This is a genomic window from Bacteroides sp. GD17, assembly GCF_038448625.1.
Taxonomy (GTDB): domain Bacteria; phylum Bacteroidota; class Bacteroidia; order Bacteroidales; family Bacteroidaceae; genus Bacteroides.
On record NZ_JBCEZS010000002.1, the window covers coordinates 1 to 24,647 of the forward strand.

General features: G+C 47.4%; 21 protein-coding genes. 15 read left to right on the forward strand and 6 right to left on the reverse strand.

Annotated elements, in window-relative coordinates; genetic code table 11:
- Both AAE250_RS03280 and AAE250_RS03285 read left to right on the forward strand, forming a co-directional pair.
- On the forward strand, positions 1-1,921 hold a 1,921-nt coding region (locus tag AAE250_RS03280; RefSeq protein WP_342288716.1), incomplete at its 5' end, for a hypothetical protein.
- Positions 1,922-2,113: 192 nt separating this feature from the next.
- Positions 2,114-2,932, forward strand: a complete 819-nt coding sequence (locus tag AAE250_RS03285) for a DUF4469 domain-containing protein (RefSeq protein WP_446715723.1) — start codon at positions 2,114-2,116, stop codon at positions 2,930-2,932.
- Positions 2,933-3,167: 235 nt separating this feature from the next.
- Here AAE250_RS03285 and AAE250_RS03290 read toward each other — a convergent pair whose 3' ends face one another.
- The gene (locus tag AAE250_RS03290) at positions 3,168-3,326 is read right to left on the reverse strand and encodes a hypothetical protein (RefSeq protein WP_294601395.1); all 159 of its coding nucleotides are present in this window, start codon (positions 3,324-3,326) and stop codon (positions 3,168-3,170) included.
- 206 nt (positions 3,327-3,532) lie between these two features.
- On the opposite strand from AAE250_RS03290, the gene AAE250_RS03295 reads away from it, so the two are divergent.
- Positions 3,533-4,072 carry a flavodoxin gene (locus AAE250_RS03295; RefSeq protein ID WP_294601396.1) on the forward strand — a complete coding sequence of 180 codons (540 nt, stop codon included), beginning with the start codon at positions 3,533-3,535 and terminating at the stop codon, positions 4,070-4,072.
- Positions 4,073-4,312: 240 nt separating this feature from the next.
- Here AAE250_RS03295 and uvrB read toward each other — a convergent pair whose 3' ends face one another.
- Positions 4,313-6,376: an excinuclease ABC subunit UvrB gene (uvrB, locus tag AAE250_RS03300; protein ID WP_294601397.1), complete on the reverse strand. Its 2,064-nt coding sequence runs from the start codon at positions 6,374-6,376 to the stop codon at positions 4,313-4,315.
- Between the two features lie 116 nt (positions 6,377-6,492).
- Here uvrB and AAE250_RS03305 point away from each other — a divergent pair, with 116 nt between their 5' ends.
- From AAE250_RS03305 to AAE250_RS03325, 5 genes are all read left to right on the forward strand, one after another.
- Positions 6,493-7,791 carry a phenylacetate--CoA ligase family protein gene (locus AAE250_RS03305; RefSeq protein ID WP_294601398.1) on the forward strand — a complete coding sequence of 433 codons (1,299 nt, stop codon included), beginning with the start codon at positions 6,493-6,495 and terminating at the stop codon, positions 7,789-7,791.
- Positions 7,792-7,821: 30 nt separating this feature from the next.
- Positions 7,822-8,247 carry an amino acid-binding protein gene (locus AAE250_RS03310; protein WP_294601399.1) on the forward strand — a complete coding sequence of 142 codons (426 nt, stop codon included), beginning with the start codon at positions 7,822-7,824 and terminating at the stop codon, positions 8,245-8,247.
- A 275-nt stretch (positions 8,248-8,522) separates the two neighbouring features.
- The gene (locus AAE250_RS03315; protein ID WP_294601400.1) at positions 8,523-9,326 is read left to right on the forward strand and encodes an outer membrane protein assembly factor BamD; all 804 of its coding nucleotides are present in this window, start codon (positions 8,523-8,525) and stop codon (positions 9,324-9,326) included.
- A 52-nt stretch (positions 9,327-9,378) separates the two neighbouring features.
- On the forward strand, positions 9,379-9,714 hold the full coding sequence (locus AAE250_RS03320; RefSeq protein ID WP_294601401.1) for a DNA-directed RNA polymerase subunit omega: 336 nt from the start codon (positions 9,379-9,381) through the stop codon (positions 9,712-9,714).
- Positions 9,714-10,169 carry a DUF4293 domain-containing protein gene (locus tag AAE250_RS03325; RefSeq protein ID WP_294601402.1) on the forward strand — a complete coding sequence of 152 codons (456 nt, stop codon included), beginning with the start codon at positions 9,714-9,716 and terminating at the stop codon, positions 10,167-10,169. Before AAE250_RS03320 ends, AAE250_RS03325 begins: the two co-directional genes overlap by 1 nt.
- A gap of 217 nt (positions 10,170-10,386) precedes the next feature.
- Here the strand turns inward: AAE250_RS03325 and AAE250_RS03330 are convergent, their stop codons facing one another.
- A complete protein-coding gene (locus AAE250_RS03330) occupies positions 10,387-11,088 on the reverse strand; it encodes a porin family protein (protein ID WP_294601403.1) in 702 nt (233 codons plus the stop codon).
- A gap of 8 nt (positions 11,089-11,096) precedes the next feature.
- Positions 11,097-12,881: a muramidase family protein gene (locus AAE250_RS03335; RefSeq protein ID WP_294601404.1), complete on the reverse strand. Its 1,785-nt coding sequence runs from the start codon at positions 12,879-12,881 to the stop codon at positions 11,097-11,099.
- A gap of 190 nt (positions 12,882-13,071) precedes the next feature.
- On the opposite strand from AAE250_RS03335, the gene uvrA reads away from it, so the two are divergent.
- The 3 genes from uvrA to AAE250_RS03350 all read left to right on the forward strand — a co-directional run bounded on the left by uvrA (position 13,072) and on the right by AAE250_RS03350 (position 18,092).
- Entirely contained in the window at positions 13,072-15,903 is a 2,832-nt protein-coding gene (gene uvrA / locus AAE250_RS03340) for an excinuclease ABC subunit UvrA (protein ID WP_294601405.1), read from the forward strand.
- A 32-nt stretch (positions 15,904-15,935) separates the two neighbouring features.
- On the forward strand, positions 15,936-16,415 hold the full coding sequence (gene ybaK, locus AAE250_RS03345) for a Cys-tRNA(Pro) deacylase (protein WP_294601406.1): 480 nt from the start codon (positions 15,936-15,938) through the stop codon (positions 16,413-16,415).
- A gap of 114 nt (positions 16,416-16,529) precedes the next feature.
- Positions 16,530-18,092 (forward strand): peptide MFS transporter, encoded by a 1,563-nt coding sequence (locus AAE250_RS03350; RefSeq protein ID WP_294601407.1) that lies wholly within the window; start codon positions 16,530-16,532, stop codon positions 18,090-18,092.
- 86 nt (positions 18,093-18,178) lie between these two features.
- Here AAE250_RS03350 and AAE250_RS03355 read toward each other — a convergent pair whose 3' ends face one another.
- Positions 18,179-18,676: a GNAT family N-acetyltransferase gene (locus AAE250_RS03355; protein WP_294601408.1), complete on the reverse strand. Its 498-nt coding sequence runs from the start codon at positions 18,674-18,676 to the stop codon at positions 18,179-18,181.
- 118 nt (positions 18,677-18,794) lie between these two features.
- Here AAE250_RS03355 and AAE250_RS03360 point away from each other — a divergent pair, with 118 nt between their 5' ends.
- The 4 genes from AAE250_RS03360 (at position 18,795) to hydF (ending at position 24,099) form a co-directional block, all read left to right on the forward strand.
- Positions 18,795-20,255, forward strand: coding sequence for a 4Fe-4S dicluster domain-containing protein (locus AAE250_RS03360; RefSeq protein ID WP_294601409.1), 1,461 nt, complete (start codon positions 18,795-18,797; stop codon positions 20,253-20,255).
- 128 nt (positions 20,256-20,383) lie between these two features.
- The gene (hydE, locus tag AAE250_RS03365) at positions 20,384-21,481 is read left to right on the forward strand and encodes a [FeFe] hydrogenase H-cluster radical SAM maturase HydE (protein ID WP_294601455.1); all 1,098 of its coding nucleotides are present in this window, start codon (positions 20,384-20,386) and stop codon (positions 21,479-21,481) included.
- Entirely contained in the window at positions 21,474-22,892 is a 1,419-nt protein-coding gene (hydG, locus tag AAE250_RS03370; protein WP_294601410.1) for a [FeFe] hydrogenase H-cluster radical SAM maturase HydG, read from the forward strand. The genes hydE and hydG overlap by 8 nt, the downstream gene beginning before the upstream one ends.
- A 16-nt stretch (positions 22,893-22,908) precedes the next feature.
- On the forward strand, positions 22,909-24,099 hold the full coding sequence (gene hydF, locus AAE250_RS03375) for a [FeFe] hydrogenase H-cluster maturation GTPase HydF (protein ID WP_294601411.1): 1,191 nt from the start codon (positions 22,909-22,911) through the stop codon (positions 24,097-24,099).
- A 67-nt stretch (positions 24,100-24,166) separates the two neighbouring features.
- On the opposite strand, the gene nuoE is transcribed toward hydF, so the two are convergent.
- Positions 24,167-24,643: an NADH-quinone oxidoreductase subunit NuoE gene (gene nuoE / locus AAE250_RS03380; RefSeq protein WP_294601412.1), complete on the reverse strand. Its 477-nt coding sequence runs from the start codon at positions 24,641-24,643 to the stop codon at positions 24,167-24,169.
- Positions 24,644-24,647 lie beyond the last annotated feature (4 nt).

The window sequence follows — 24,647 nt, forward strand, 5'->3', positions numbered from 1 at the left end:
AATGATGAATCCCTTGAAACTTACAAGTGCAGTGCTGATGCTTGCACTGGCAGCTCTTGCCTCAGGCTGTGCTGCCGACGATGAACTGACGGGCACCACTCCCGATTCCGGTAGCAAGGACCGACAAATGACCATTACCGTGGCTACAAGTACCGATGCCACTACCCGCGTAGCTTACGATGAAGACAAAGTGGGTTCGGCAGGTGTCCTGACTTGGGAAGAAGGAGACAAACTGACCGTAGTAGGCTTCGATGAAAGTGGCTCCTATCAAGGAAAAGCGGAGTACACTTTGTCTTCCGAAGCAGGCGATACGAAAGGCTCTTTTACCGGAAGCGAGATTGCCAGTGCCACCAAGTACAATGTTTATTATCCCTCTACTGTGACCGTGGACGAGACTACAGGCGCCGCCACTTTCGCCCTCTCCACCCAAAATCAAGACGGTAGCAACAATACCGCCCATCTTCGCAACAATATCTTCCTGCAAGCAACCGGTGTAACCGATTTAGGCAATATCAAGCTTGACATGAAAAGCAGCATCATGAAGTTCGAATTAAGCAATGTACCCCAAGAAGTGGGCACACTGAAAACCTTGATATGGACAGTGGAAACTGCAGATGGCCTTAAAAGTTTGGAGTTAGTATTCCCTACAGCAGGAAATATCGTAACCTTCAGTGACGGCAATCAAGGGCTTACCGCCTATCTTGCTTTTATGCCCGATGATATGTCGGTGAAAGCGAACGGCAAGTTCAGCGTAACATTAAAAGGGGATAAGGCTTATTATGCCGAAACTACCATCATCGATGGAAAGACTTATGCCGAAAACTTACGCTATACTGCCAAGATAGATGGCAACAGCAGTACGATGGAATGGAAGGCGAAGCCCCTCACTGTACAGACTACGGTTGCATCTGGCTCCAATTACTACAATGGCTTTACTATGGAGATTGGCTCCTGGAAAGCCGATGCTCCTGCCGAACAGATAACTTTGGGCAGTGCTATTATTGCTGATGGGGCAGCCGCCATTTCCGTTGATTTAAGTGCATATATCGGTAAGGATATTTGGATCTGCATCCCCAAGGTTGTGAAGTTCTTCCATACGCTGACCGCGGACGAAGCAAGCAGCATGGAAATTGTGCTTCCCGACAAGGACGGCGGCAGTACGCTGAAAGCCTCTCCTACGGCAAGCGACAAGAAATATGAGAACGATTGGATTGTTGCTCTCTACATGGGCGTGAACAAGGATGGCGGCACAGCAGCTGATGCCGTTCCCCTCTATTGGGCTACGGGTAATCTCATTGCCACGAAGACAGGCAGCGGAGATAGCGATGTCGCTTTCCATATCGCCACAGCTGATGAGACCAAGAGCGAAGTTACTACATATGACAACTATACGAAATATAGAAACCGTTCCCTCGGTAGCCAATGGAACTTGTTCGGCTACGGTGATGCCAGTGGCTTGAAGACGAGCGAGAATGACGGCGATTATCCTGACGAAGATATCAGCGGCAGCAGTACTTATGACATCGCTCGTGTGCAGCTGGGTGGCAGTTGGCGTCTTCCTACTTGCGGTAAAGGTGCCGACAATGAGTTTGCCGCTTTTGCTGATGGTGCTATTTCGGGTATTCTACCCGATGGTGCAAACTGGAAGGATAACAATACTTTTCTTGGACGTGAGTACACCCACACCATTTCCGATGACGATGCCTCCCGGAGTACCATCACCAACACCCTTCGGTTTCCCGCGACGGGCCATCGCGAAGGGTTGAATGCAGTTTTCATTCAGAGTTTCGGCTACTATTGGAGTGGCTCGGTCTACGGTTCGGGTCTCGTGTACAGCTTGAGCATCAGCGACTACTCCGCCTACCCAGACAACAGCGGCCTCCGCCACTACGGCCAGTCTGTGTGCCCTGTTTCAGAATAAAGGCGGCCTTGTGTCTCCGCTTGATAATTTTAATTATTTGAGAAAATCTTACCCCGCGAAACCTCATGAAGTGGGGTTGAAATATAAAACTTCCTCGCCCTGCTCTCCTCATCCGTCAGCATCGCCTGACCCGATGAGGGAGAGCGGGGCTTTTTATAACTCATTTTAATTAACCATTTAAACTTAAAGACAATGGCAGAAGAAATCCATTATCAAATCAACGGCCAACTGGCGGACAACACCGTGACCGTTGACAACAAGGAAGATATGATCCTTGTCCCCGTCTCCATCGGCACTGCCGACGAAGCGCGTATCATCGCCGAGATGAAAGCCGAAGACTCCGGCCTTCGCGAAGAAACCATCCGGCATGTCCACGACCTGGAGAAGCGTGTGGTGCAACGCCTGCTGATGAGCGGCTATAGCGTCAATGCCGGGCTGTACTATGCCAGCACCAGCTTCCGCGGCGTCATCGAAGGTTCCTCATGGGATTCATCTAAGAACTCCATTGTGGTGAACTTCAACATGGGTGCCGACTTGCGCGAAGCCATTAAGAAGACCACGGTGAACATCATCGGTGAGAAAGGAGCAGCGATGTACATCGGTGGCGTAACGGATGCTTCTACCCGTGCCACGGATGCCAGCGCTACGGCCGGTCGTGCTTTCACCCTGAAGGGTAGCAAGCTGAAGGTGATGGGTACTGATCCGAGTGTAGGCATCACACTAACCTCGGAAAGTGGCGCCGTCACCAAGATTACCGAAGACCTCTTTGTGAAGAACAATCCTTCGGAAGTAATCTTCATCATCCCCGCCGAGCTTACCAACGGCACCTATACCTTGAAGTTGACTACGCAGTGCAGCACTAACAACAAGCAATTACTGAAATCTCCGCGCAGTGTAGAGAAGACTATTTATATCGGCACTGCTCCTTCGGGCGGCGGTGGCAGTCAAGGTGGTGGCAGCCAAGGCGGCGGTGGTTCTGATGGTGACCAAAGCGAGAATCCTTTGGGATAAAAAGTTTCCCTCCTATTGAGACGGGTGCCGTCTATGACTACAGACGACACCCGTCTATGGTCACAGACGAATCCCATCTATGACCGTAGATGACATCCGTATAAAAGCAACTACGAAAAAGGCATCTGATTTTGGATGAATCAGATGCCTTTTGTTCAATGGTATTTATAATTCTTTGTAATCGTACAAGTCAAAGTAATACAAACGGGTATGTTCATCATTATCATTTATTTTATTATTCAAAGTTTGTAGCTGCTTTTAATACCAGCTCATAGTTCTTTTTCACCCGTTCACGCTCTTCTTTAGAAATAATGCGTGTCTTTTTCATCCGTTCTTCAAAGCGGCGGGCATCTTCACCAAATAATATTGGTGTTTCACGAATGGGCCGTGCCATAATTACCTCCTTTCTAAATATGCAAAGGTACAACAATACTTTGAAAAATGTCTGTATTAGTTGACTTTATTACGTCAAACAGTAATATTGGTATACCTATCTGTAATCTGTGTATTTACCGGCATTTGATTTCGTCCTACTTTTGCAAAAGTAAAACCGATAAGATAAAAAACGGATTTTAATTATAAACTTTAAAACATTTTGGTATGAAAGCAAAGGTATTAGCTTTATTAGTGATTGTTTTGTTCGGGGTGAATATTCAGGCTCAGACAAGTTCCAAGGGGAGGACGCTGGTTGCTTATTTTAGCTGGGGAGGCAAAACGCAGCAAGTGGCGGAGGACATTGCCGGCCTGACCGGCGGCACATTATTCCGCATTGAAACTGTGACTCCTTATCCTGATGAATATACGCCTTGCACCGAAGTAGCAAAGCAAGAAAGGGATAAAGGCATTCGTCCTCCGCTGAAGAATAAGGTGGAGAATATATCTCAGTACGATGTAATCTTTGTAGGTTGTCCCGTGTGGTGGCATACAGCGCCGATGGCTGTCTGGACATTTCTGGAAAGCTATGATTTTGCCGGAAAGACTGTCGTTCCTTTTTGCACGTATGAGGCTACTTACAGAGATGAGACTTTGGCAAAAATCGTGGAGCTTACCCCGAAGTCCAAACACTTGGAAGGTTTGGGCACTATATATCGTGATACAAAGCTGGTGGCATATTGGCTGCAAGCAATCGGGAAACTCTGATAATACGTGAAAGATAATGCTGTTGATAAGCTTCCTTGCCGGGCGTATGTTGTGACATACGGGCATAAAAAAAGGAGTACCGCTGTACTCCAACCTTTGTTAACCTTAAATCTAATACTATGAAAAACACAGTGCAAATGTACGGCTTTTCTTGAAACCTGCAAGAGATGCGGTATAGAAAGTGTGTTGATATAACACTTATTAAATCTTATCGCCCTATGCTACAGCTTTTTTAAGAATTTACACTGCTTTTTCCTTCAATAACTCTTCCATTTTCAGTACCTCGTCACGATATTGGGCAGCTTCTATGAAGTCGAGCTTCTTGGCAGCCTCCTGCATCAGCTTCTTGGTGCGTTCGATGCTCTTTTCCAGTTGTGCACGGCTCATGTACTGAACAATCGGGTCGGCGGCAACGGCAGAAGTACCTTCCTGTTCCACATAAGGACGGGGAGCGCTGCTGCCACTGAACTTCTCATTGCTGAGGACGGCTTCGCCCGAACTCTCGTTGCTGGCAAATACATTCAGGTTCTTTGCTTTCTTTATCTGCTGGGGCGTGATGCCATGCTCCTCGTTGTACTTCAACTGTTTTTCGCGGCGACGGTTGGTCTCGTCGATGGTGAGCTGCATGCTTTCCGTAATTCTGTCGGCATACATGATGACCATACCGTTAACGTTACGTGCTGCACGTCCGGCAGTCTGTGTCAGGGAGCGATGGGAGCGGAGGAAACCTTCCTTGTCTGCATCGAGGATGGCAACAAGAGATACTTCCGGCAGGTCGAGACCTTCGCGCAGCAGGTTGACGCCGACAAGGACATCGTATAATCCCTCGCGCAGGTCGCTCATAATCTTTACACGTTCCAGCGTGTCTACATCGCTGTGTATATAGTTGCACTTCACGTTGTTGTTCAGCAGATATTCCGTCAGTTCCTCTGCCATGCGCTTGGTAAGCGTGGTGACGAGCGTACGTTCGTTCTTCTCGATGCGCAGCTGGATTTCTTCCATCAGGTCGTCTATCTGGTTGTGGCTGGGGCGGACTTCTATGATAGGGTCCAGCAATCCTGTAGGACGAATCACCTGTTCCACAACGATGCCTTCGGACTGCATCAGTTCGTAATCGGCAGGAGTGGCGCTGACGTAAATCACCTGTTTTGCCATCTCCTCGAATTCATCGAACTTCAAAGGACGATTGTCCATCGCGGCAGGCAGGCGGAAACCATATTCCACCAGGTTCGTCTTGCGGGCACGGTCGCCTCCGTACATAGCGCGGATTTGTGGAACGCTGACGTGGCTCTCGTCAATCACAATCAGAAAATCTTCGGGGAAGAAGTCCAGCAGACAGTAGGGACGGGTACCGGCAGCACGTCCGTCAAAGTAGCGCGAATAGTTCTCAATGCCCGAGCAATGCCCTAATTCGCGTATCATTTCCATATCGTATGTCACACGTTCCTGCAAGCGCTTGGCTTCGAACGGGCGGCCTTCGCTTTCAAACCATTGCACCTGTTTGTGGAGGTCGTCCTCTATCTCGTGGATGGCGCGCAAGGTGGCTTCCTTGGTAGTCATGAAGAGATTGGCCGGATAGATTTTGTAAGCATCGAAGCTGGCAACGGTAACGCCACTGACGGGGTCTACTTCTTCGATGCTGTCTATCTCGTCTCCCCAAAAGACCACGCGCAGCAGGTTGTCGGCATAAGCCAGGTAGATATCCACGGTATCACCCTTTACACGGAAGTTGCCACGGTTGAGGTCGATGTCGTTCCGCACATAGAGGCTGTCCACAAGGCGGCGCAGAAAGACGTTGCGGCTGAAGTTCTTGCCTTGTTGTATTTCGATGACATTATTGTAGAAATCGGATGGATTGCCCATACCGTAAATGCAAGATACGGACGAAACCACCACTACATCTTTCCGTCCGGAGAGGAGGGAAGAGGTGGCAGCCAGGCGCAGTTTGTCTATCTCGTCGTTGATGGCAAGATCCTTCTCTATATAGGTGTCCGAAGACGGCAGGTAGGCTTCGGGCTGGTAGTAGTCATAGTAAGACACATAATATTCCACGGCATTGTTCGGAAAGAATCCTTTGAACTCACTGTATAGCTGGGCGGCCAACGTCTTGTTGTGACTCAGTATCAGGGTGGGTTTGTTGACGTTGGCAATGACATTGGCTATGGTGAATGTCTTTCCGGAACCGGTAACACCGAGCAAGGTCTGTGCAGGCAGCCCCTCGCGCACGCCCTCGGTAAGCTGTGCGATGGCCTCCGGTTGGTCGCCGGTGGGCTTGTAGGCGGATGTTAATTCAAATTTGTTCATTTTCTCTTCTTACGAGCGGCAATATTCGGTAAAATCTTTGAGATAAACAAAATTTTTTTGTTTACTTTGCAGCAACGTTAATATTAACCATCAATAAAAGTAATACAACGAAGAACATGATTTGGAATGAAAGCATCGAATGCATGGATCGCGAAAGCCTTCGTAAAATCCAGGGCATCCGCCTCAAAAAGACTGTGGAGCGTGTATATCACGACACTCCTTTCTATCGTAAGAAAATGCAGGAATTGGGCATTACCCCCGATGACATCAACAGCATAGACGACATTGTAAAACTTCCTTTTACCACAAAGTATGACCTGCGGGATAACTATCCCTTCGGACTTTGTGCCGTCCCCATGAGCCAGATTGTACGTATCCATGCCTCCTCCGGTACTACCGGAAAGCCTACCGTAGTGGGATATACACGCAAGGACCTTTCTGCTTGGTCCGAATGTCTTTCACGTGCTTTCACCGCCTATGGCGCAAGCAGCTCGGATATGTTTCAGGTGTCTTACGGTTACGGACTTTTTACCGGCGGACTGGGTGCCCATGCAGGTGCCGAGAATATCGGTGCTTCCGTTATCCCGATGTCCAGCGGCAATACGGAGAAGCAAATAACCTTGATGCACGATTTCGGTGCAACCGTGCTTTGCTGTACTCCTTCTTATGCACTCTATCTGGCAGATGCCATCAAGGATTCCGGTTTTCCCCGTGAAGAATTCAAACTGAAAGTCGGTGCTTTCGGTGCCGAACCCTGGACGGAAAGCATGCGCCGTGACATTGAAACCAAACTGGGCATCAAGGCTTATGACATCTATGGATTGAGCGAAATAGCCGGTCCCGGTGTAGGTTACGAATGCGAGTGCCAGCATGGTACCCACCTCAATGAAGACCACTACTTCCCCGAAATAGTTGATCCGAATACCCTTGAACCCGTAGCTCCCGGTGAAACGGGCGAACTGGTCTTTACGCATCTCACTAAGGAAGGAATGCCTTTGCTGCGTTATCGTACCAAGGACCTCACCGCGCTGCACTATGATAAATGTCCGTGTGGGCGTACCTTGGTTCGTATGGACCGTATCCTCGGCCGTAGCGACGATATGCTGATTATCCGTGGTGTAAATGTATTCCCCACTCAAATCGAGTCCGTTATTCTTGAAATGCCGGAGTTTGAGCCGCATTATCTCTTGTTGGTCGATCGCAAGAATAATACCGATACGATGGAATTGCAGGTTGAAGTTCGTCCGGAGTACTATTCCGATGAAATCAACAAGATGTTGGCGTTGAAGAAAAAACTCACTGCCCGTTTGCAGAGTGTACTTGGCTTAGGCGTGGATGTCCGTCTGGTAGAACCGCGCAGTATCGAACGAAGCGTAGGTAAGGCTAAACGTGTCATTGATAACCGTAAATTGTAGATTGTAAATTGTAAAATTGTAAATGAACTTATGGTAGCAAAACAACTTTCCATTTTTCTGGAGAACAAATCCGGTCGCCTCACAGAGGTGACAGAAGTTCTTGCTAAAGAAGGTGTCAATCTTTCTGCTCTTTGCATAGCCGAGAATGCTGATTTTGGTATTCTGCGCGGCATTGTATCTGAACCGGATAAAGCGTACAAGGCTTTAAAAGATAATCATTTTGCTGTGAACGTAACGGATGTCGTAGGTATCAGTTGCCCCAATATCCCCGGTTCATTGGCAAAGGTACTCCGTTTCCTTTCCGACGAAGGAGTGTTTATCGAATACATGTATTCTTTTGCCAATGGGCAGACGGCAAATGTTATTATCCGTCCCAATGACATGGAAAATTGCATCCGTGTGCTGACGGAAAAGAAAGTAGACTTGCTGGCGGCAAGCGATCTGTATAAGTTATGAGTGATTAGAAAATCAGGCGGATAGCTTTAGTAGAAGCGGCACTGTTTTCTCTGGGAAGCGGCAATGTTCTGATGAAAAACATTGCTGCTTCAGGAGCAAAACATTGCCGCTTCTTCATAACTCCTGAGTCTGAATACTAATCACTGCTTGTCCTTCCTCTCTTCCCATTCGTCTTCTTAAACGACCTATTCGTCTGGTTTTTGAAAAATTAAGGCTCGTATCGTTGCTTTATTCGCTGCGAACTTCTATCTTTGCGCATTATTTGAACAAAAGTAATGAAGAAGAACATCCTAATAACTCTGCTTGCAGCCTTGCTGCTCTCCTCGTGTGGAGAATACAACAAATTGCTGAAAAGCACGGATTACGAATACAAGTACGAGGCGGCAAAAAATTACTTCGCAAAAGGTCAGTACAACCGTGCTGCTACTCTGCTTAACGAATTGATTGCTATCCTTAAAGGTACCGACAAGGCAGAGGAATCCCTCTACATGCTGGGTATGAGTTACTATAACCAAAAGGACTATCAAACTGCTGCGCAGACTTTTATCCAATACTACAATGTCTACCCTCGTGGTACGTTTACCGAATTGGCACGTTTCCATGCCGGCAAGGCTTTGTATCTGGATACTCCCGAACCGCGTTTGGATCAGTCCGGTACGTACAGTGCCATTCAGCAGTTACAGATGTTCATGGAATACTTCCCGCAGAGTGCCAAGAAAGAAGAAGCTCAGAATATGATATTTGCATTGCAGGACAAACTGGTGATGAAGGAGTATCTGTCTGCCCGGCTTTATTATAACATGGGTAACTATCTGGGCAATAACTACGAATCATGTGTCATTACTGCACAAAATGCTTTGAAGGATTATCCTTATACTAATTTGCGTGAAGACTTGTCTATCCTGATATTACGTGCCAAATACGAATTGGCTGTATACAGTGTGGAAGACAGAAAGCCCGAACGTTATCGCGAAACGGTAGACGAGTATTATGCTTTCAAGAATGAGTTCCCCGAAAGCAAGTATATGAAGGAAGCCGACCGTATCTTCAAGGAATCGCAGAAGATACTGAAAGATTAATGAGACGAGAGAGTTTATATCGATATAGAACTTAATTTAGATAGATAAATTTATGGATTACAGAAAGACTAATGCCCCTACCACCACGGTGACCCGTGACATGATGGAGCTGTGTGAGGATACCGGTAATGTATACGAAAGCGTAGCAATTATTGGAAAGCGTGCCAACCAAATCAGTGTGGAAATCAAGAATGATCTTTCCAAGAAACTGGCTGAGTTTGCTTCTTACAATGACAATCTGGAAGAAGTGTTCGAAAACCGGGAGCAGATTGAAATTTCCCGTTATTATGAGAAACTGCCGAAACCGACTTTGATTGCAACTCAAGAGTACATCGAAGGAAAGATTTACTATCGCAATCCGGCTAAGGAAAAAGAGAAATTGCAGTAATGATACAACGTATTCAATCCGTTTATTTGTTATTGGTAACTGTCTTGCTGGTTGTAGCTATTTGCATGCCCGTAGGACAGTTTATCGGAGCGGACGGAGTAACAACCCATGTATTCAAACCGTTAGGAATATCTATGGCCGACGGAGGATTCCAATCCACTTGGGGGTTGTTCGGGATATTGCTGTTGAGTGCACTGATTGCTTTCTGCACTATATTCCTGTTCCGTAACCGCATGTTGCAGGTGCGCATGACGATATTCAGCAGCATTTTGCTGATTGGTTATTACATCGCTTTCTGCGTATTTATGTTTGTGTTGAAGAGCGATCTGGATGCGTCATTCCGCTTGGGATGGGCACTTTGCCTTCCGCTCATATCTATCATTCTGAATTATCTGGCTTTCCGTGCCATTTACAGGGATGAAGTAATGGTGAAGGCAGCGGACAGATTGAGATAAGCTATAAGAAAAAAAGAGACACATCTTGAATGTCTCTTGGCGTAATATAAGAAAGAGCAACTTTATCGGTTGCTCTTTTTTAGTTTATAAAGTCCGTGCGCGTAAATGATTGGCGGGAGTCTTATCAAGGCTTTTGAATGATTTCAGAAATCATTGCACTAATGAGTTCTGAAATCATTGGAGCAATGACTTCTGAATTCATTGCATTGATGAATAATCACTTCTTGAGGTCGAACAGATACGTGATCTTTGCCGTAATGACCCCGTGAGCAGAACGGCCGAAGTAATCTTTCTTGGTACTGTTATAAAAATCGGACAAAGCATAATAGTATCTCCCTTCTACCAGGAAGTTTCCGGCTTTGGTGCGGAACTCCAGACCTGCTCCTCCGGTAATACCGTAGTCAAATTTGTTGTCGATGGCTTTGCCGTGCTGTTCTACGGTTATATTGGCGTAAGAGCTTGCTACGGCGCCATCCCAGTCACCGGCTATCTTTTCGCTGTCGCTCAACAGAAATCCCACTTGCGGACCGGCGTGGATAAAGAACTGCACACCGCGATCCTTTCCGAATGCCAGATGTGCAAGGAAGGGAATTTCTACGTAATTCATCGTGCGGGTATAGCTCAAATCGGGATAATCTTCGTAGAACTCATCCCAACCATGCTGTGAAAGATTGATTTCGATTTGTGCACCGCAAATCATATTGAAATACTTCTCCGAGATATAACGCGCGGTAAATCCTCCATTGATACCCATCAGGTTCTTCTGCTTTACAGAAGGGGTGAAGCTGACGCTGTTCAGGTTGACACCTCCGTTGATACCGATGGCGATATTATGGCGTTGTTCGCCTACCTGTGCATGTGCAGGCAGTGCACAAGTACCTGCTAAAACGGCTGCTCCTATAATTGTTTTCAGTTTCATTTGTCTATTTAATCAAAGTCCAGTTTTACAAGTTCATAGTTCTTGGTGAAGTGCACGAAGAATACTTTCTTGTTGATGAATCCTCCCCAGTTGTTTACCCGTTGGAATTTGAATCCGGTTTGGATGGGAATCAAGTCCAGTCTTTGGAAGTTGTTCTCGAATTCAGAGCCGTAGCGCGACAAACCCTTCAGGAAGAAGTAACCCGTGTCAAAGCCCAGCATGCCGAATTTGGGATAGCGCTCGTCCATATCCTTGCCGTACCATCTGCGATAGTTCTTGGTGAAGTTGATAGCGGCCGGCAACAAATTGTTGGTATAGAAAGAGGAATAGAAATAGGTGTCCAACTCAAAGAAAGCTTCCAGATGGTCTTTGGTGTAAGTCTGCCATTCCGGATAGCCGAACAGGTGGATACGGCTTTCCGGCTGTTCACGTACCAGCAATGTCAGCTGCGGGAGTATTTTGATCAATGTCAGGTCGCTGCCCGAAGTTGGGATGAAGATATTCTCACGGTCGTTACGGAGCACTGTTTTCAGTGATTCCACAGCGACATCCTCTTTCAGGGTTTTCATCGGAATGGAGCGGTTGCGCAATTCGTCTTTCAGACCTTTGATGAATTCAGCTTTGTCTTTGCTACCCTGGCTTGCCTCGATAAAGATGACGTTTGCGTTGGGGAATTGGCGCACAAAGTGGTCGTAAACCTCAGAATACAAGTAAGACTGAGGCGTATTTATCTGATAAACCGCAGGGTTCTGGAATACAGTATTGTCTTTGGAAGTAAACGGTATAACCAGGCGTATATCATTTTTCTTAGCAAACTCTGCCAACGGTTTGATGTGTTGCTGATACAAAGGACCGAATATGATATCCATATCCTTCATTTCGCTTTTGCCAAGTATGGAATTCAGCGAAGACCTTTCCGGACCGGAGTTATAGGCATATAAGTCAATGGAAGTACCGGTACGCTTCAAGCTGTCAACAGCCATGAGCAGACCTTCGTAGTATTCCACCATGGCCGATTCGTCCTTGGAAACTCCATCGAGGAAGGGGAGGATAATGGCGGCCTTGATCGTACTGAAACGCTCTGTCTCCTTTCTGTTTTCACGGAAGAGTTCGCTGTCCGTAGGAGGTAGCTGGGATTGCGTAGTCTGCTCCGCTTGTGCTTTCGGATAAGGGATGCAGAGGAAGGTACCTTTCTTTATTTTGTCTTCGCCTTTCAGTTCAGGGTTGGCTGCTATCAGTTCCGCTTCGCTGATGCCGTACTCGCGGCTGATGCTGAAGACGGTTTCTTTCCGCTTTACCTTGTGCATGTCGCGGCAACGTGATTCTACAGGACCGGGGATGTTGCTGCTTACTACCGGTGTGTTACTCGTCGCTTCGGGAGTTGCAGTACCTGCTTCGGCAGTAGAAGGGATACGGATCACTTGCCCGATGCGAAAGTTCTCGGCACTCAGTCCGGGGTTGGCGTCACAAATGGCTTTGGCGGATACATTGTATTTCACGGTCAGGCGGTAAAGGGTTTCACCGGCTTCGATGGTGTGATAGGTTTCTTTCTGCACATTGGCAGCGCTGCGGGGGATGCGTAGCGTGCGTCCGATATATATTTTCTCGTCACTTCCCGGATTCAGCTTTACGATGTCCGACTGGCTGACGCCATACATGCTGGCGATGGAATATAAACTTTGTCCTTTCTCAATAGTATGCAGAAAATAAGATTGGTTTTCTTGTGCCACTGCACCGAGGCTACATGCGCAGGCAAGCAACAGGAGGCAGATAATGCGATTAATCGTTTTCATTCAGTAGTCGTTGGTTTATATTTACAATTTCCCAAAGTAGCTGCAAAGATAAGAATATTGCCTAATACTAACCAAAGGATTGCGTTAAGAAATAATATTGTGCATTTCAAAACCGAAAAATAACTCTTTTAGACTGATATTCGGGTAGAAACAGTTATTTTTGCGGTTAAAATTGATAGGATAAAATAACATGCAAGAAGAAACAGAATATATCAATGTATATGGTGCGCGCGTGCACAACCTGAAAAATATCGATGCAGAAATCCCTCGTAACAGTCTTACAGTCATTACCGGATTGAGTGGAAGCGGCAAGTCCTCTTTGGCATTCGATACCCTTTTCGCTGAGGGACAGCGCCGCTATATCGAAACTTTCTCGGCTTATGCACGTAACTTTTTGGGCAATCTGGAACGTCCGGATGTTGATAAGATAACGGGACTGAGCCCTGTAATTTCCATTGAGCAGAAGACGACGAACAAGAATCCGCGTTCCACGGTAGGTACCACAACGGAAGTTTACGATTATTTTCGTTTGTTGTATGCCCGCGCAGGTGAAGCCTATTCCTATCTCTCCGGCGAGAAGATGGTGAAGTATACCGAAGAGCAGATTCTCGACCTTATTCTGAAAGACTATAAGGGCAAGCGCATTTACATTCTTGCTCCGCTGGTACGTAACCGTAAAGGTCATTACAAGGAACTTTTCGAGCAAGTGCGCAAGAAGGGGTATCTCTATGTCCGTGTAGATGGCGAAGTACGCGAAGCCTTGCCCGGTATGAAACTCGACCGTTATAAGAACCACGATGTGGAAGTTGTGATAGACAAGCTGGTGGTGGCCGATAAGGATGATACCCGCCTGAAGAACAGCGTTGCTACCGCTATGCGCCAGGGCGACGGATTGCTGATGATACTCGATGCCCAGACTAATAGTGTACGGCATTACAGCAAGCGGTTGATGTGTCCCGTCACCGGACTGTCTTATCGTGAGCCGGCTCCGCACAATTTCTCTTTCAACTCTCCGCAAGGTGCATGCCCCAAGTGCAAGGGATTGGGAGTAGTCAATCAGATCGATATAGATAAGGTGGTTCCCAATCGTGAACTCTCCATCTTTGAAGGTGCGATTGCTCCTTTGGGAAAGTATAAGAACAGTATGATCTTCTGGCAGATTGCTGCCTTGATGGAGAAGTACGAGGCAACTCTTAAAACACCGGTCAAAGATCTGCCGGATGATGCGATTGACGAAATCCTTTATGGTTCGGACGATCGTATCAAGATCAAGAGCTCATTGATAGGCACCTCTTCCGATTACTTTGTCACTTTCGAAGGAGTAGTGAAATATATCCAGATGTTGCAGGAAAAAGATGCTTCTGCTACGGCACAGAAATGGGCGGACCAGTTTGCCAAGACTACCGTATGTCCTGAATGCCACGGCGCCAAACTGAATAAAGAAGCGCTCTCGTTCCGTATTCATGATAAGAATATCTATGAGTTGTCTACTATGGATATCAACGAGCTATATGATTGGCTAATGAATGTAGACCAATACCTTAGTAATAAACAGCAGCAGATTGCCGGTGAAATTCTGAAAGAAATCCGCACGCGTCTCAAGTTCCTGCTGGATGTCGGTTTGGATTATCTCTCGTTGAACCGCAGTTCGGTAAGCCTTTCCGGTGGTGAAAGTCAGCGCATCCGCCTGGCTACGCAGATTGGTTCGCAACTAGTGAATGTGCTGTATATCCTCGATGAGCCGAGTATCGGTCTGCATCAGCGCGATAATCAGCGCCTGATTCATTCGTTGAAAGATTTACGCGATATAGGTAACTCTGTCATTGTGGTGGAACATGATAAGGACATGATGTTGGCTGCCGATTACGTCATTGATATGGGGCCGAAAGCCGGACGTCTGGGTGGTGAAGTCGTATTTGCAGGTACGCCTCCTGAGATGTTGCAGACGCATACCCTGACTTCGCAATATCTCAATGGTGAGCGTGCCATCGAGATACCAGCCAAGCGTCGTAAAGGCAACGGTCATAGTTTGTGGTTGCGTGGTGCAAAGGGCAATAACCTGAAGAATGTAGATGTAGAATTTCCGCTTGGCAAACTGATTTGTGTGACCGGTGTTTCCGGCAGCGGCAAGTCTACGCTTATTAATGAGACTTTGCAACCCATCCTTTCACAGAAGTTCTATCGCTCCCTTCAAGACCCGTTGGAGTATGACAGTATTGAGGGATTGGAACATATAGATAAGGTGGTGAATGTGGACCAGTCGCCTTTGGGACGTACCCCGCGTTCTAATCCTGCCACTTATACGGGTGTCTTCTCCGATATCCGTAATCTGTTTGTCGGTTTGCCCGAAGCGAAGATACGCGGATATAAGCCGGGACGTTTTTCTTTCAATGTCAGTGGCGGGCGCTGTGAAGCTTGCCAGGGAAATGGTTACAAGACTATTGAAATGAACTTCATGCCCGACGTATATGTGCCTTGTGAGGTTTGTCACGGCAAACGTTATAACCGCGAGACGCTGGAAGTGCGTTTCAAGGGAAAATCCATCGCAGATGTATTGGATATGACCATCAACCGTGCTGTGGAATTCTTTGAGAATGTGCCTCAGATATTGAATAAAATAAAAGTAATTCAGGAAGTCGGCCTGGGTTATATCAAGTTGGGACAGTCGTCTACCACGCTTTCCGGCGGCGAAAGCCAGCGTGTGAAGTTAGCAACGGAGCTTTCCAAACGTGATACGGGTAAGACGCTTTATATTCTCGACGAACCTACCACCGGACTGCATTTTGAGGACATCCGTGTCCTGATGAATGTATTGAATAAACTTGTAGACAAAGGGAATACAGTTATCGTCATCGAGCATAACCTTGATGTTATCAAAATGGCGGACTATATTATTGATATGGGTCCCGAAGGCGGTAAGGGTGGGGGAGAACTCCTGTCTTGCGGAACACCGGAAGAGGTGGCTAAAAGTAAGAAAGGCTACACTCCTAAATTCTTGAGAGAAGAACTGAAGATTAAATGATATACATATATTAATCTAAACTCTTATTCGAAGTGAAAATAAACAAGACCAATGCAGCCCGTCTGCTCGATAAAGCCAAAATAGCCTATGAACTCATCCCATACGAAGTGGATGAGAATGATTTGAGTGCCGTGCACGTTGCCGCCAATCTGGGCGAAGACATCAATTGTGTTTTCAAGACTTTGATCCTTCATGGCGACAAAAACGGATATTTCGTTTGTGTCATTCCCGGTGAGCACGAAGTGGATTTGAAGTTGGCAGCCAAGGTTTCCGGTAATAAGAAGTGCGACCTTATTCCGATGAAGGAACTGCTTCCTTTGATCGGATATATTCGTGGCGGCTGCTCGCCCATCGGCATGAAAAAGCCTTTTCCTACCTATATCCATGAAACATGTCTTCAGTTCCCTTATATCTATATCAGTGCGGGACAACGCGGTCTACAGCTTAAACTCGATCCAAAAGATTTGATAAGGGAAGTGCGTGCGGAAGTATGCATTCTTTTTCATGAATAATTTTCTTTTTCTGTCGAGTTATTGTGTTTTTTTCAAGGAATATTCGTCAAAAAGTATATATTTGCAAAAAATATAAAGAAATCAATCTAATTACTAATTAAAAAACTTGTTTTTATGTTCAAAAATCATCCTAAAGGTCTGTTGGCAGCTGCAATCTCCAATATGGGCGAACGGTTCGGGTACTACATCATGAATGCTGTGCTGGTATTGTTCCTTTGCTCTAAGTTTGGTCTGAGCGACGAGACCAGTTCCATTATTTACTCGGTTTTCTACTGTGGAATCTATGTACTGAGTTTGGTAGGCGGTATTATTGCCGACAAGACCCAAAACTATAAAGGAACTATCATGTCGGGACTGATAGTGATGTCGTTGGGTTATGTCGTTCTGTCTATCCCAGTTTTGTCTACTGCCGATAATATTGGCTGGTTGCTTCCCCTTACTTGTCTTGCCTTGTTTTTTATCGCTTTTGGTAACGGACTTTTCAAAGGAAACTTGCAGGCTATCGTAGGTCAGATGTACGATAACTTCGAGAAAGAAGCAGAGAAAGACGGACCGGAAGCCGTTAAGCTGGCTAAGAGCCGTCGTGACTCGGGCTTCCAGATTTTCTACGTATTCATTAACATCGGCGGCTTGATTGCGCCTTTTGTAGCTCCATTGCTTAGAGAATGGTGGCTGAAGACTCATAGCCTGACTTATAATGCCGACCTGCCTGCATTGTGCCATCAGTATATTCAAGATGGTGCGGCTATGGCTTCTGATCGACTTGCCAATCTTACCGAACTGGTAGCTAAGGTGGGTGGTACAGTAACTACCGACTTGGTTCCGTTCTGTACTCAATATCTGGATGTGTTCAACACTGGTATCCATTATTCATTCATCGCATCGGTAGTGGCTATGCTCATTTCTCTGGTTATTTTTATAATTTGCAGAAACGTATTCCCTACACCGGCAAAGAAGGCGAAGCAAGAATCTTTGGACTATACGCCCGAGGAGAAAGCCGCTATGGCAAAAGAAATCAAACAACGTTTGTATGCTCTGTTTGCTGTATTGGGTATAGTGATCTTCTTCTGGTTCTCATTCCATCAGAACGGTCAGTCCCTCTCGCTTTTTGCCCGCGACTTTGTGGTGACCGATAGCATTGCTCCCGAAATATGGCAAGCTGTAAATCCGTTCTTCGTGATTGTACTTACTCCGCTTATCATGCTTTTCTTCGGTGCGCTTATCCGTCGTGGAAAGGAAATTTCTACTCCTAAGAAGATTGCAATAGGTATGGGTATTGCCGGTGTTGCTTTCCTGTTCCTGGCTGTTTATTCTGCTTTGCAAGGTTATCCTTCAGGTACTGAGTTCAAGGCAATGTCCGATTCAGCTAAAGCCGGATTGAAAGCCGGGCCGTGGGTACTGATTGTTATCTACTTCTTCTTGACAGTAGCCGAACTTTTCATTTCGCCGCTTGGTCTTTCGTTCGTTTCCAAAGTAGCGCCGAAGCACATCCAAGGTTTATGTCAGGGTTTGTGGCTGGGTGCAACGGCAATCGGTAACCTCTTCTTGTGGGTAGGTCCGCTGATGTACAACAAAATACCTATCTGGCAATGCTGGAGCGTCTTCTTCGCTGTCTGCCTTGTGTCAATGGGCATCATGCTTGCAATGGTGAAATGGTTGGAGCGTGTGACGAAATAGACGGAGAAAATTAAAGATTAAAAATTAAAGGCTGCGCGGTCAGAGGATTCACTCATAGTACCGCGCAGCCTTTAATTTTTAATTACTCAAATCTCTATTCCCATTATATAGTCATTCATATAATACCCGTTTCCTATCGGAAAATCTCCTTCTCTTAGTTTTCTCATCCCCATGCGTTCGTAGAATTGCAATGCCTTGTTGTTTCGGTTCACATTCAGTTCCATCAAGCAGGGGGCAGGGTGTACTTCCTTGATGTACTTCACGGCTTGGCGGAACAGGAAGCTACCGCAATGCGCACCTTGGTAATCGGGTAGTACGTAAATCTTCTGCAGATGGAATACGTCTTCATCTTGCTGCTGTACCGAAACATAGCCGATAGCTTTGTCTTCTTCATAAGCCAGGAAGTAAACATGTCCTTCTTCTTCCATCTGTTTGCGGATGTTGTCCAATGAATACATCCATTCCATCATATAGTCATTCTGTTCCGGGGTGAGGATATCCTTGTACGTGACGGGGAATATCTGTAGCGCGAGTTTTCTAATCAGCTCGCAATCTGCTGTTGTAGCTTTTCTGATAGTAAACATATCGATTGCATTTATATTGGTTAGTTGTACAAAGTTACGGCTTTTTTGTGAAACAATCGTTATCAATCGTTATCTTTGCAAACTGTTACCGAACTAACTAATTCTGACTTTAAATATTATGGCATTTACGAACAACATTATGATTGTCCGCCACCGCTTGCTGAAAGAGCTGGTGAAACTGTGGCATGACAACGAACTTGTGGAGAAAATAGACCGGTTGCCCATCGAACTGAGTCCGAGGCGGTCCAAACATGCGGGACGTTGCTGCGTACACAAAGAACGTGCCGTGTGGAAATACAAATCGCTGCCGTTGCTGGGCTTGGACATGGAGGATGAGAGCGATGAGCTGACCCCGTTGTCGGAGTATGCAGCCCGTGCACTGGACAGGGCGGAGAGTGGCAAGCCGAAGGATAACATCATGTGCGTGATTGACGAGGCATGTTCGGCATGTGTACAGATCAACTATGAAATAACGAATCTTTGCCGCGGATGTACTGCACGCAGTTGCCAGGTGAACTGTCCGAAGAAAGCAGTACACGTAAAGGAAAGCGGACAGGCGTGGATAGACCATGATGAGTGCATCAGTTGCGGCATTTGCCATAAGAATTGTCCTTATCATGCCATCGTTTACATACCTGTGCCGTGCGAGGAAGCTTGCCCGGTGAAGGCCATCAGCAAGGATGAGAAAGGAATAGAGCATATCAACGAAGATAAATGTATTTATTGCGGTAAGTGCCTCAATGCTTGTCCGTTCGGAGCTATCTTCGAGCTTTCGCAGGTGTTCGATGTGTTGCATCAGATACGTAAGGGAGAACAGGTGGTAGCTGTGGTGGCTCCGTCCATTCTGGGACAATTCAAAGCGACCATCGAGCAGGTGTATGGTGCGCTGAAAGCAATCGGCTTTACGGATGTGATTGAAGTGGCGCAGGGAGCGATGGAGACTGTTCGCAATGAGGCGCACGAGTTGGTGGAGAAGCTCGGAGAAGGGCAGAAGTTTATGACGACTTCTTGTTGCCCGTCTTATATAGAATTGGTGAATAAGCATATTCCGGGAATGAAGCCTTATGTCTCGGGCACTGGTTCGCCTATGTACTATGCCGCCCGCATTGCAAAAGAGAAATATCCGGATGCCAAAGTGGTCTTTATCGGCCCGTGTGTAGCCAAGCGTAAAGAGGCGCAACGCGATGAAGCGGTGGATTACGTCATGACGTTCGAGGAGGTGGCTTCTGTGCTGGACGGACTGAATATTGAGTTGGAACGGGTGCAACCGTATGCCATGAAGTTTACCTCTGTGCGCGAAGCGCATGGTTTTGCGCAAGCAGGTGGCGTGATGGGAGCAGTGAAGGCTTATCTGAAGGAAGAAGCGGATCAGATGAATGCTGTCCAGGTGTCCAATCTGGATAAGAAGACAATAGGCGCGTTGCGTGCTTATGCCAAATCGGGGAAGGCGCCGGGACAATTCGTTGAAGTGATGGCTTGCGAGGGAGGCTGTATCACTGGGCCGTGTGCACATAATGAGATTGCGGCGGGAAAGCGGCAGTTGGTGCAGGAATTGGCGAAACGGGAGGAGACATATTAAGGAGTTTTAGGACATAAGAACAAAAGAACATATTTAAGATGATTATTTCTTTTGTTCTTATGTTCTTTTGTCTAAAGTAAATCTTCTGTCAACCGATAAAATTTCCATTTCTCAAATAACGTGATATGATGAAAAACTTGATTGACAAATTATGTCGGGAGCGAGCGCTGAGTGCCGAAGAGTACAAAGCACTGCTGCTCTGCCGCGATGCAGAAGTCTTGGAGCATCTGCAACGACGGGCGCAGGAGGAGACGCTTGCACGGTTTGGCAATCGGGTTTTCATCCGCGGACTGATTGAGATAACAAACCGCTGCCGTAATAATTGTTACTATTGCGGAATACGGAAAGAAAACCGGAACGTAGTCCGCTATGAGTTGACGCAGGAAGAAATTCTGGAATGTTGCCGCGAAGGATATCCGCTCGGTTTCCGTACTTTTGTATTGCAGGGTGGAGAGGCGCCGGAACTGAAGGACGACCGGATCACAGAAACTGTTGCCGCCATCCGCCGTGAGTTTCCCGACTGCGCCATCACCTTGTCACTGGGCGAGAAGACGCACGAAGCCTACGAACGCTTCTTTCATGCAGGTGCCAACCGCTACCTGCTACGGCACGAGACGCATAACGAAGCGCACTATCGCCAACTCCATCCCGGAAGCAAAAGGGGAAACGATAGAAGCGGAATGTCCCTGCAACATCGCCTGCAGTGCCTGGACTGGCTGAAAGAAATCGGCTATCAGACAGGGACAGGCATCATGGTGGGGAGTCCTCACCAAACCATCGACCATCTGGTAGAAGATATCCTTTTTATCGGGCAGTTCCGTCCGGAGATGATTGGCATAGGGCCTTTCATCCCGCATCACGACACTCCCTTTGCATCCGCTCCGCCAGGCAGCATGCAGCTGACCCTGAAACTGCTTTCCATCTTCCGCCTGATGCACCCTGCCGCCCTGATACCTTCTACCACCGCCTTGGCAACGCTTGCACCGGACGGACGGGAACGCGGAATTTTGGCAGGAGCCAACGTCGTAATGCCTAACCTTTCACCACCCGCCCAACGGGAAAAATATTCTCTCTACGACCATAAAGCCTCTATGGGCGCCGAAGCTGCGGAAGGATTGCAACTGCTGGAAGAAAAACTGAGAAGCATAGGATATGAAATATCGAAAGAAAGAGGAGACTATAGAATTTTAGACGAAACCATAAATCATAAATCTTATAATGTATAATGTAAAATCAAAACGAGCGGAAGAATTCATTCATCATCAGGAGATACTGGATACACTGGAGTATGCGCATGCCAATCGCAATAACCGTCCGCTCATTGAAGCCCTGATTGAAAAAGCTGCTTTATGCCGGGGACTTTCCCATCGGGAAGCCGCCTTATTGTTGGAGTGCGACCAACCCGACCTGGTGGAACGCATCTTCCACCTGGCGCGGGAAATTAAACAGAAGTTCTACGGCAACCGCATCGTCATGTTTGCCCCGCTATACCTTTCCAATTATTGCGTGAACGGTTGTGTCTATTGTCCCTACCATGCCAAGAACCGGACCATCGCCCGCAAGAAATTATCGCAGGAAGAGATTCGGCAGGAAGTCATTGCCTTGCAGGATATGGGGCATAAACGTCTGGCATTGGAAGCGGGGGAAGATCCGCGTCGCAATCCCCTTGATTATATCCTGGAGTCTATCCGGACCATTTATAGCATTCACCATAAGAATGGTGCCATCCGCCGTGTCAATGTGAACATTGCCGCCACGACCGTGGAAAACTACCAGCGCCTGCGGGATGCAGGTATCGGTACTTATATCCTCTTTCAGGAAACTTACCACAAAGAGAATTACGAAGCGCTGCATCCCACCGGACCCAAAAGCAACTACGCTTATCATACCGAAGCTATGGACCGCGCCATGGAAGGAGGCATCGACGACGTGGGTATAGGCGTATTGTTCGGACTGAACACATACCGCTACGATTTCGTCGGACTGATGATGCATGCCGAGCATCTGGAAGCAGCTTTCGGGGTAGGTCCGCACACTATCAGCGTTCCCCGTATCTGTCCGGCGGATGATATTTCGACTGACGATTTTCCGAATGCCATTTCGGATGAGATGTTCTGTCGTATTGTGGCCGTTACGCGGATTGCTGTGCCGTATACGGGAATGATAATTTCTACACGTGAGACGGAAGCGGTGCGCCGGCAGGTGCTGGAATTGGGAATTTCGCAGATCAGTGGCGGTTCGCGTACCAGTGTGGGCGGTTATGCTGTGCCGGAGACGGAAGAGGATAACTCTGCCCAGTTTGATGTGAGCGACAGGCGTACGTTGGACGAAGTTGTCAACTGGCTGCTCGACCTCGGACATATCCCCAGCTTCTGTACGGCTTGTTATCGCGAAGGACGTACGGGAGACCGTTTCATGTCTCTTGTCAAGCGGGGGCAGATAGCCAATTGTTGCCAGCCCAATGCGTTGATGACGCTGAAGGAGTATCTGGAAGATTATGCTTCGCCTGGGACGCGGGAGAAGGGAATACGCTTGATTCATGAAGAACTGGCGCACATCCCTAATCCGAAGATACGGGAGATAGCGCAGCGAAATCTGCAAGAGATAGAGAATGGTAAAAGAGATTTTAGATTTTGAAAGAATTGATATAAATATGACCAATACTCCCAACTCCAACCGTCTGCACATTGCCCTTCTGGGTCGGCGGAACAGTGGCAAATCCAGCCTTATCAATGCTTTGACAGGTCAAGATACCGCCCTTGTCTCACCGACTCCCGGCACCACCACCGACCCCGTGGCAAAAGCTATGGAAGTGCACCCGCTTGGTGCCTGTCTCTTCATAGATACTCCCGGCTTCGACGACAACGAAGGAGAACTGGGCAGTCTGCGCGTGGAGCGTACCTTGAAGACGATAGAGCGTACCGATATCGCCCTGCTGCTTTGTGAAGATGGTGGAGAGATGGAAAAGCAATGGCTGGAGCTGCTTGCCGGGCATGAAATTCCGGTCGTCCTGATTCTGAATAAATCCGACCTTCGCACGGATGCCGAAGAACTGGCATCCCGTATTGCTGCGAACTGCGGTGAGCATCCCGTCATTGTCAGCGCCAAAGAAAACTTCGGTATCCCGAATATCTTCCAAGCCATACTTGAAAAACTACCGGAAGATTTTGGCGAACAAAGCATCACCGGCGAACTGGTAGGAGAGGGGGATGTCGTCCTTCTTGTAATGCCACAAGACATACAAGCCCCCAAAGGCCGCCTTATTCTGCCTCAGGTACAGACCATCCGAGAACTCTTGGACAAGAAATGCCTGGTAACGAGCTGCACTACGGACAAACTGAAAGACACTCTGCAATCTCTTGTCCGTCCTCCCAAACTGATTATCACCGACTCACAAGTATTCCCCCTTGTCTATCAGCAGAAACCTGCCGAAAGTCAGCTCACCTCCTTCTCCGTACTCTTTGCCGGATACAAAGGAGACATCGACACCTTTGTAAAAGGAGCTTCCGCCATCAGCAGCCTGACTGAGCAGTCGCATGTACTGATAGCGGAAGCCTGCACGCATGCTCCTCTTGCAGAAGACATCGGCAGAGTAAAACTTCCCCGCTTGCTGCGGAAACGCATTGGCGGGAATCTGCAGATAACCATCGTTTCGGGCAATGATTTCCCAAAAGACTTATCCGGTTATGACCTCATCATCCACTGTGGCGCTTGCATGTTCAACCGGAAGTATGTACTCAGCCGTATTGCAAAAGCACGCTCACAAAACATTCCGATGACGAATTACGGAGTGGCGATTGCATATCTGAGCGGGATATTGGATAAAATAGTGATAAAGTGGTAGGGTGATAAGGCGATAGGGTGATATCACCTTACCACTTTATCACCCTACCACTTTATCACTATTATTTTTATTCCAACTCTTCCAATATTTTTTTTACATCCACCGCCTGCAGCCGTCCGTACACCTTTTCGCCTATCATCACGACGGGAGCCAGTCCGCATGCACCTACGCAGCGCAGGCAGTCGAGTGAGAACTTCCCGTCCGGGGTCGTTTCTCCTACTTCGATACCCAGCACGCGCTTGAATTCTTCGAGCAGCCGTTCCGAGCCGCGTACATAGCAGGCTGTACCCATACATACCGAGATGGGGTGTCGCCCCTTCGGCGTCATAGTGAAGAAGGTATAGAATGTCACCACACCATACACACGCGATACCGGAATATTCAGTTTCGAAGCAATGATGCGTTGCATCTCCTCGGGCAAATATCCGTGCAGATGTTGCGCTTCGTGAAGTATATTGATAAGTTCGCCCGGGTGGTTGCCGTATTTGTCGCAGATGGCACGCACTTGTTCGGCAACGTCACACGCCAATTTTATATCTGACATAGTT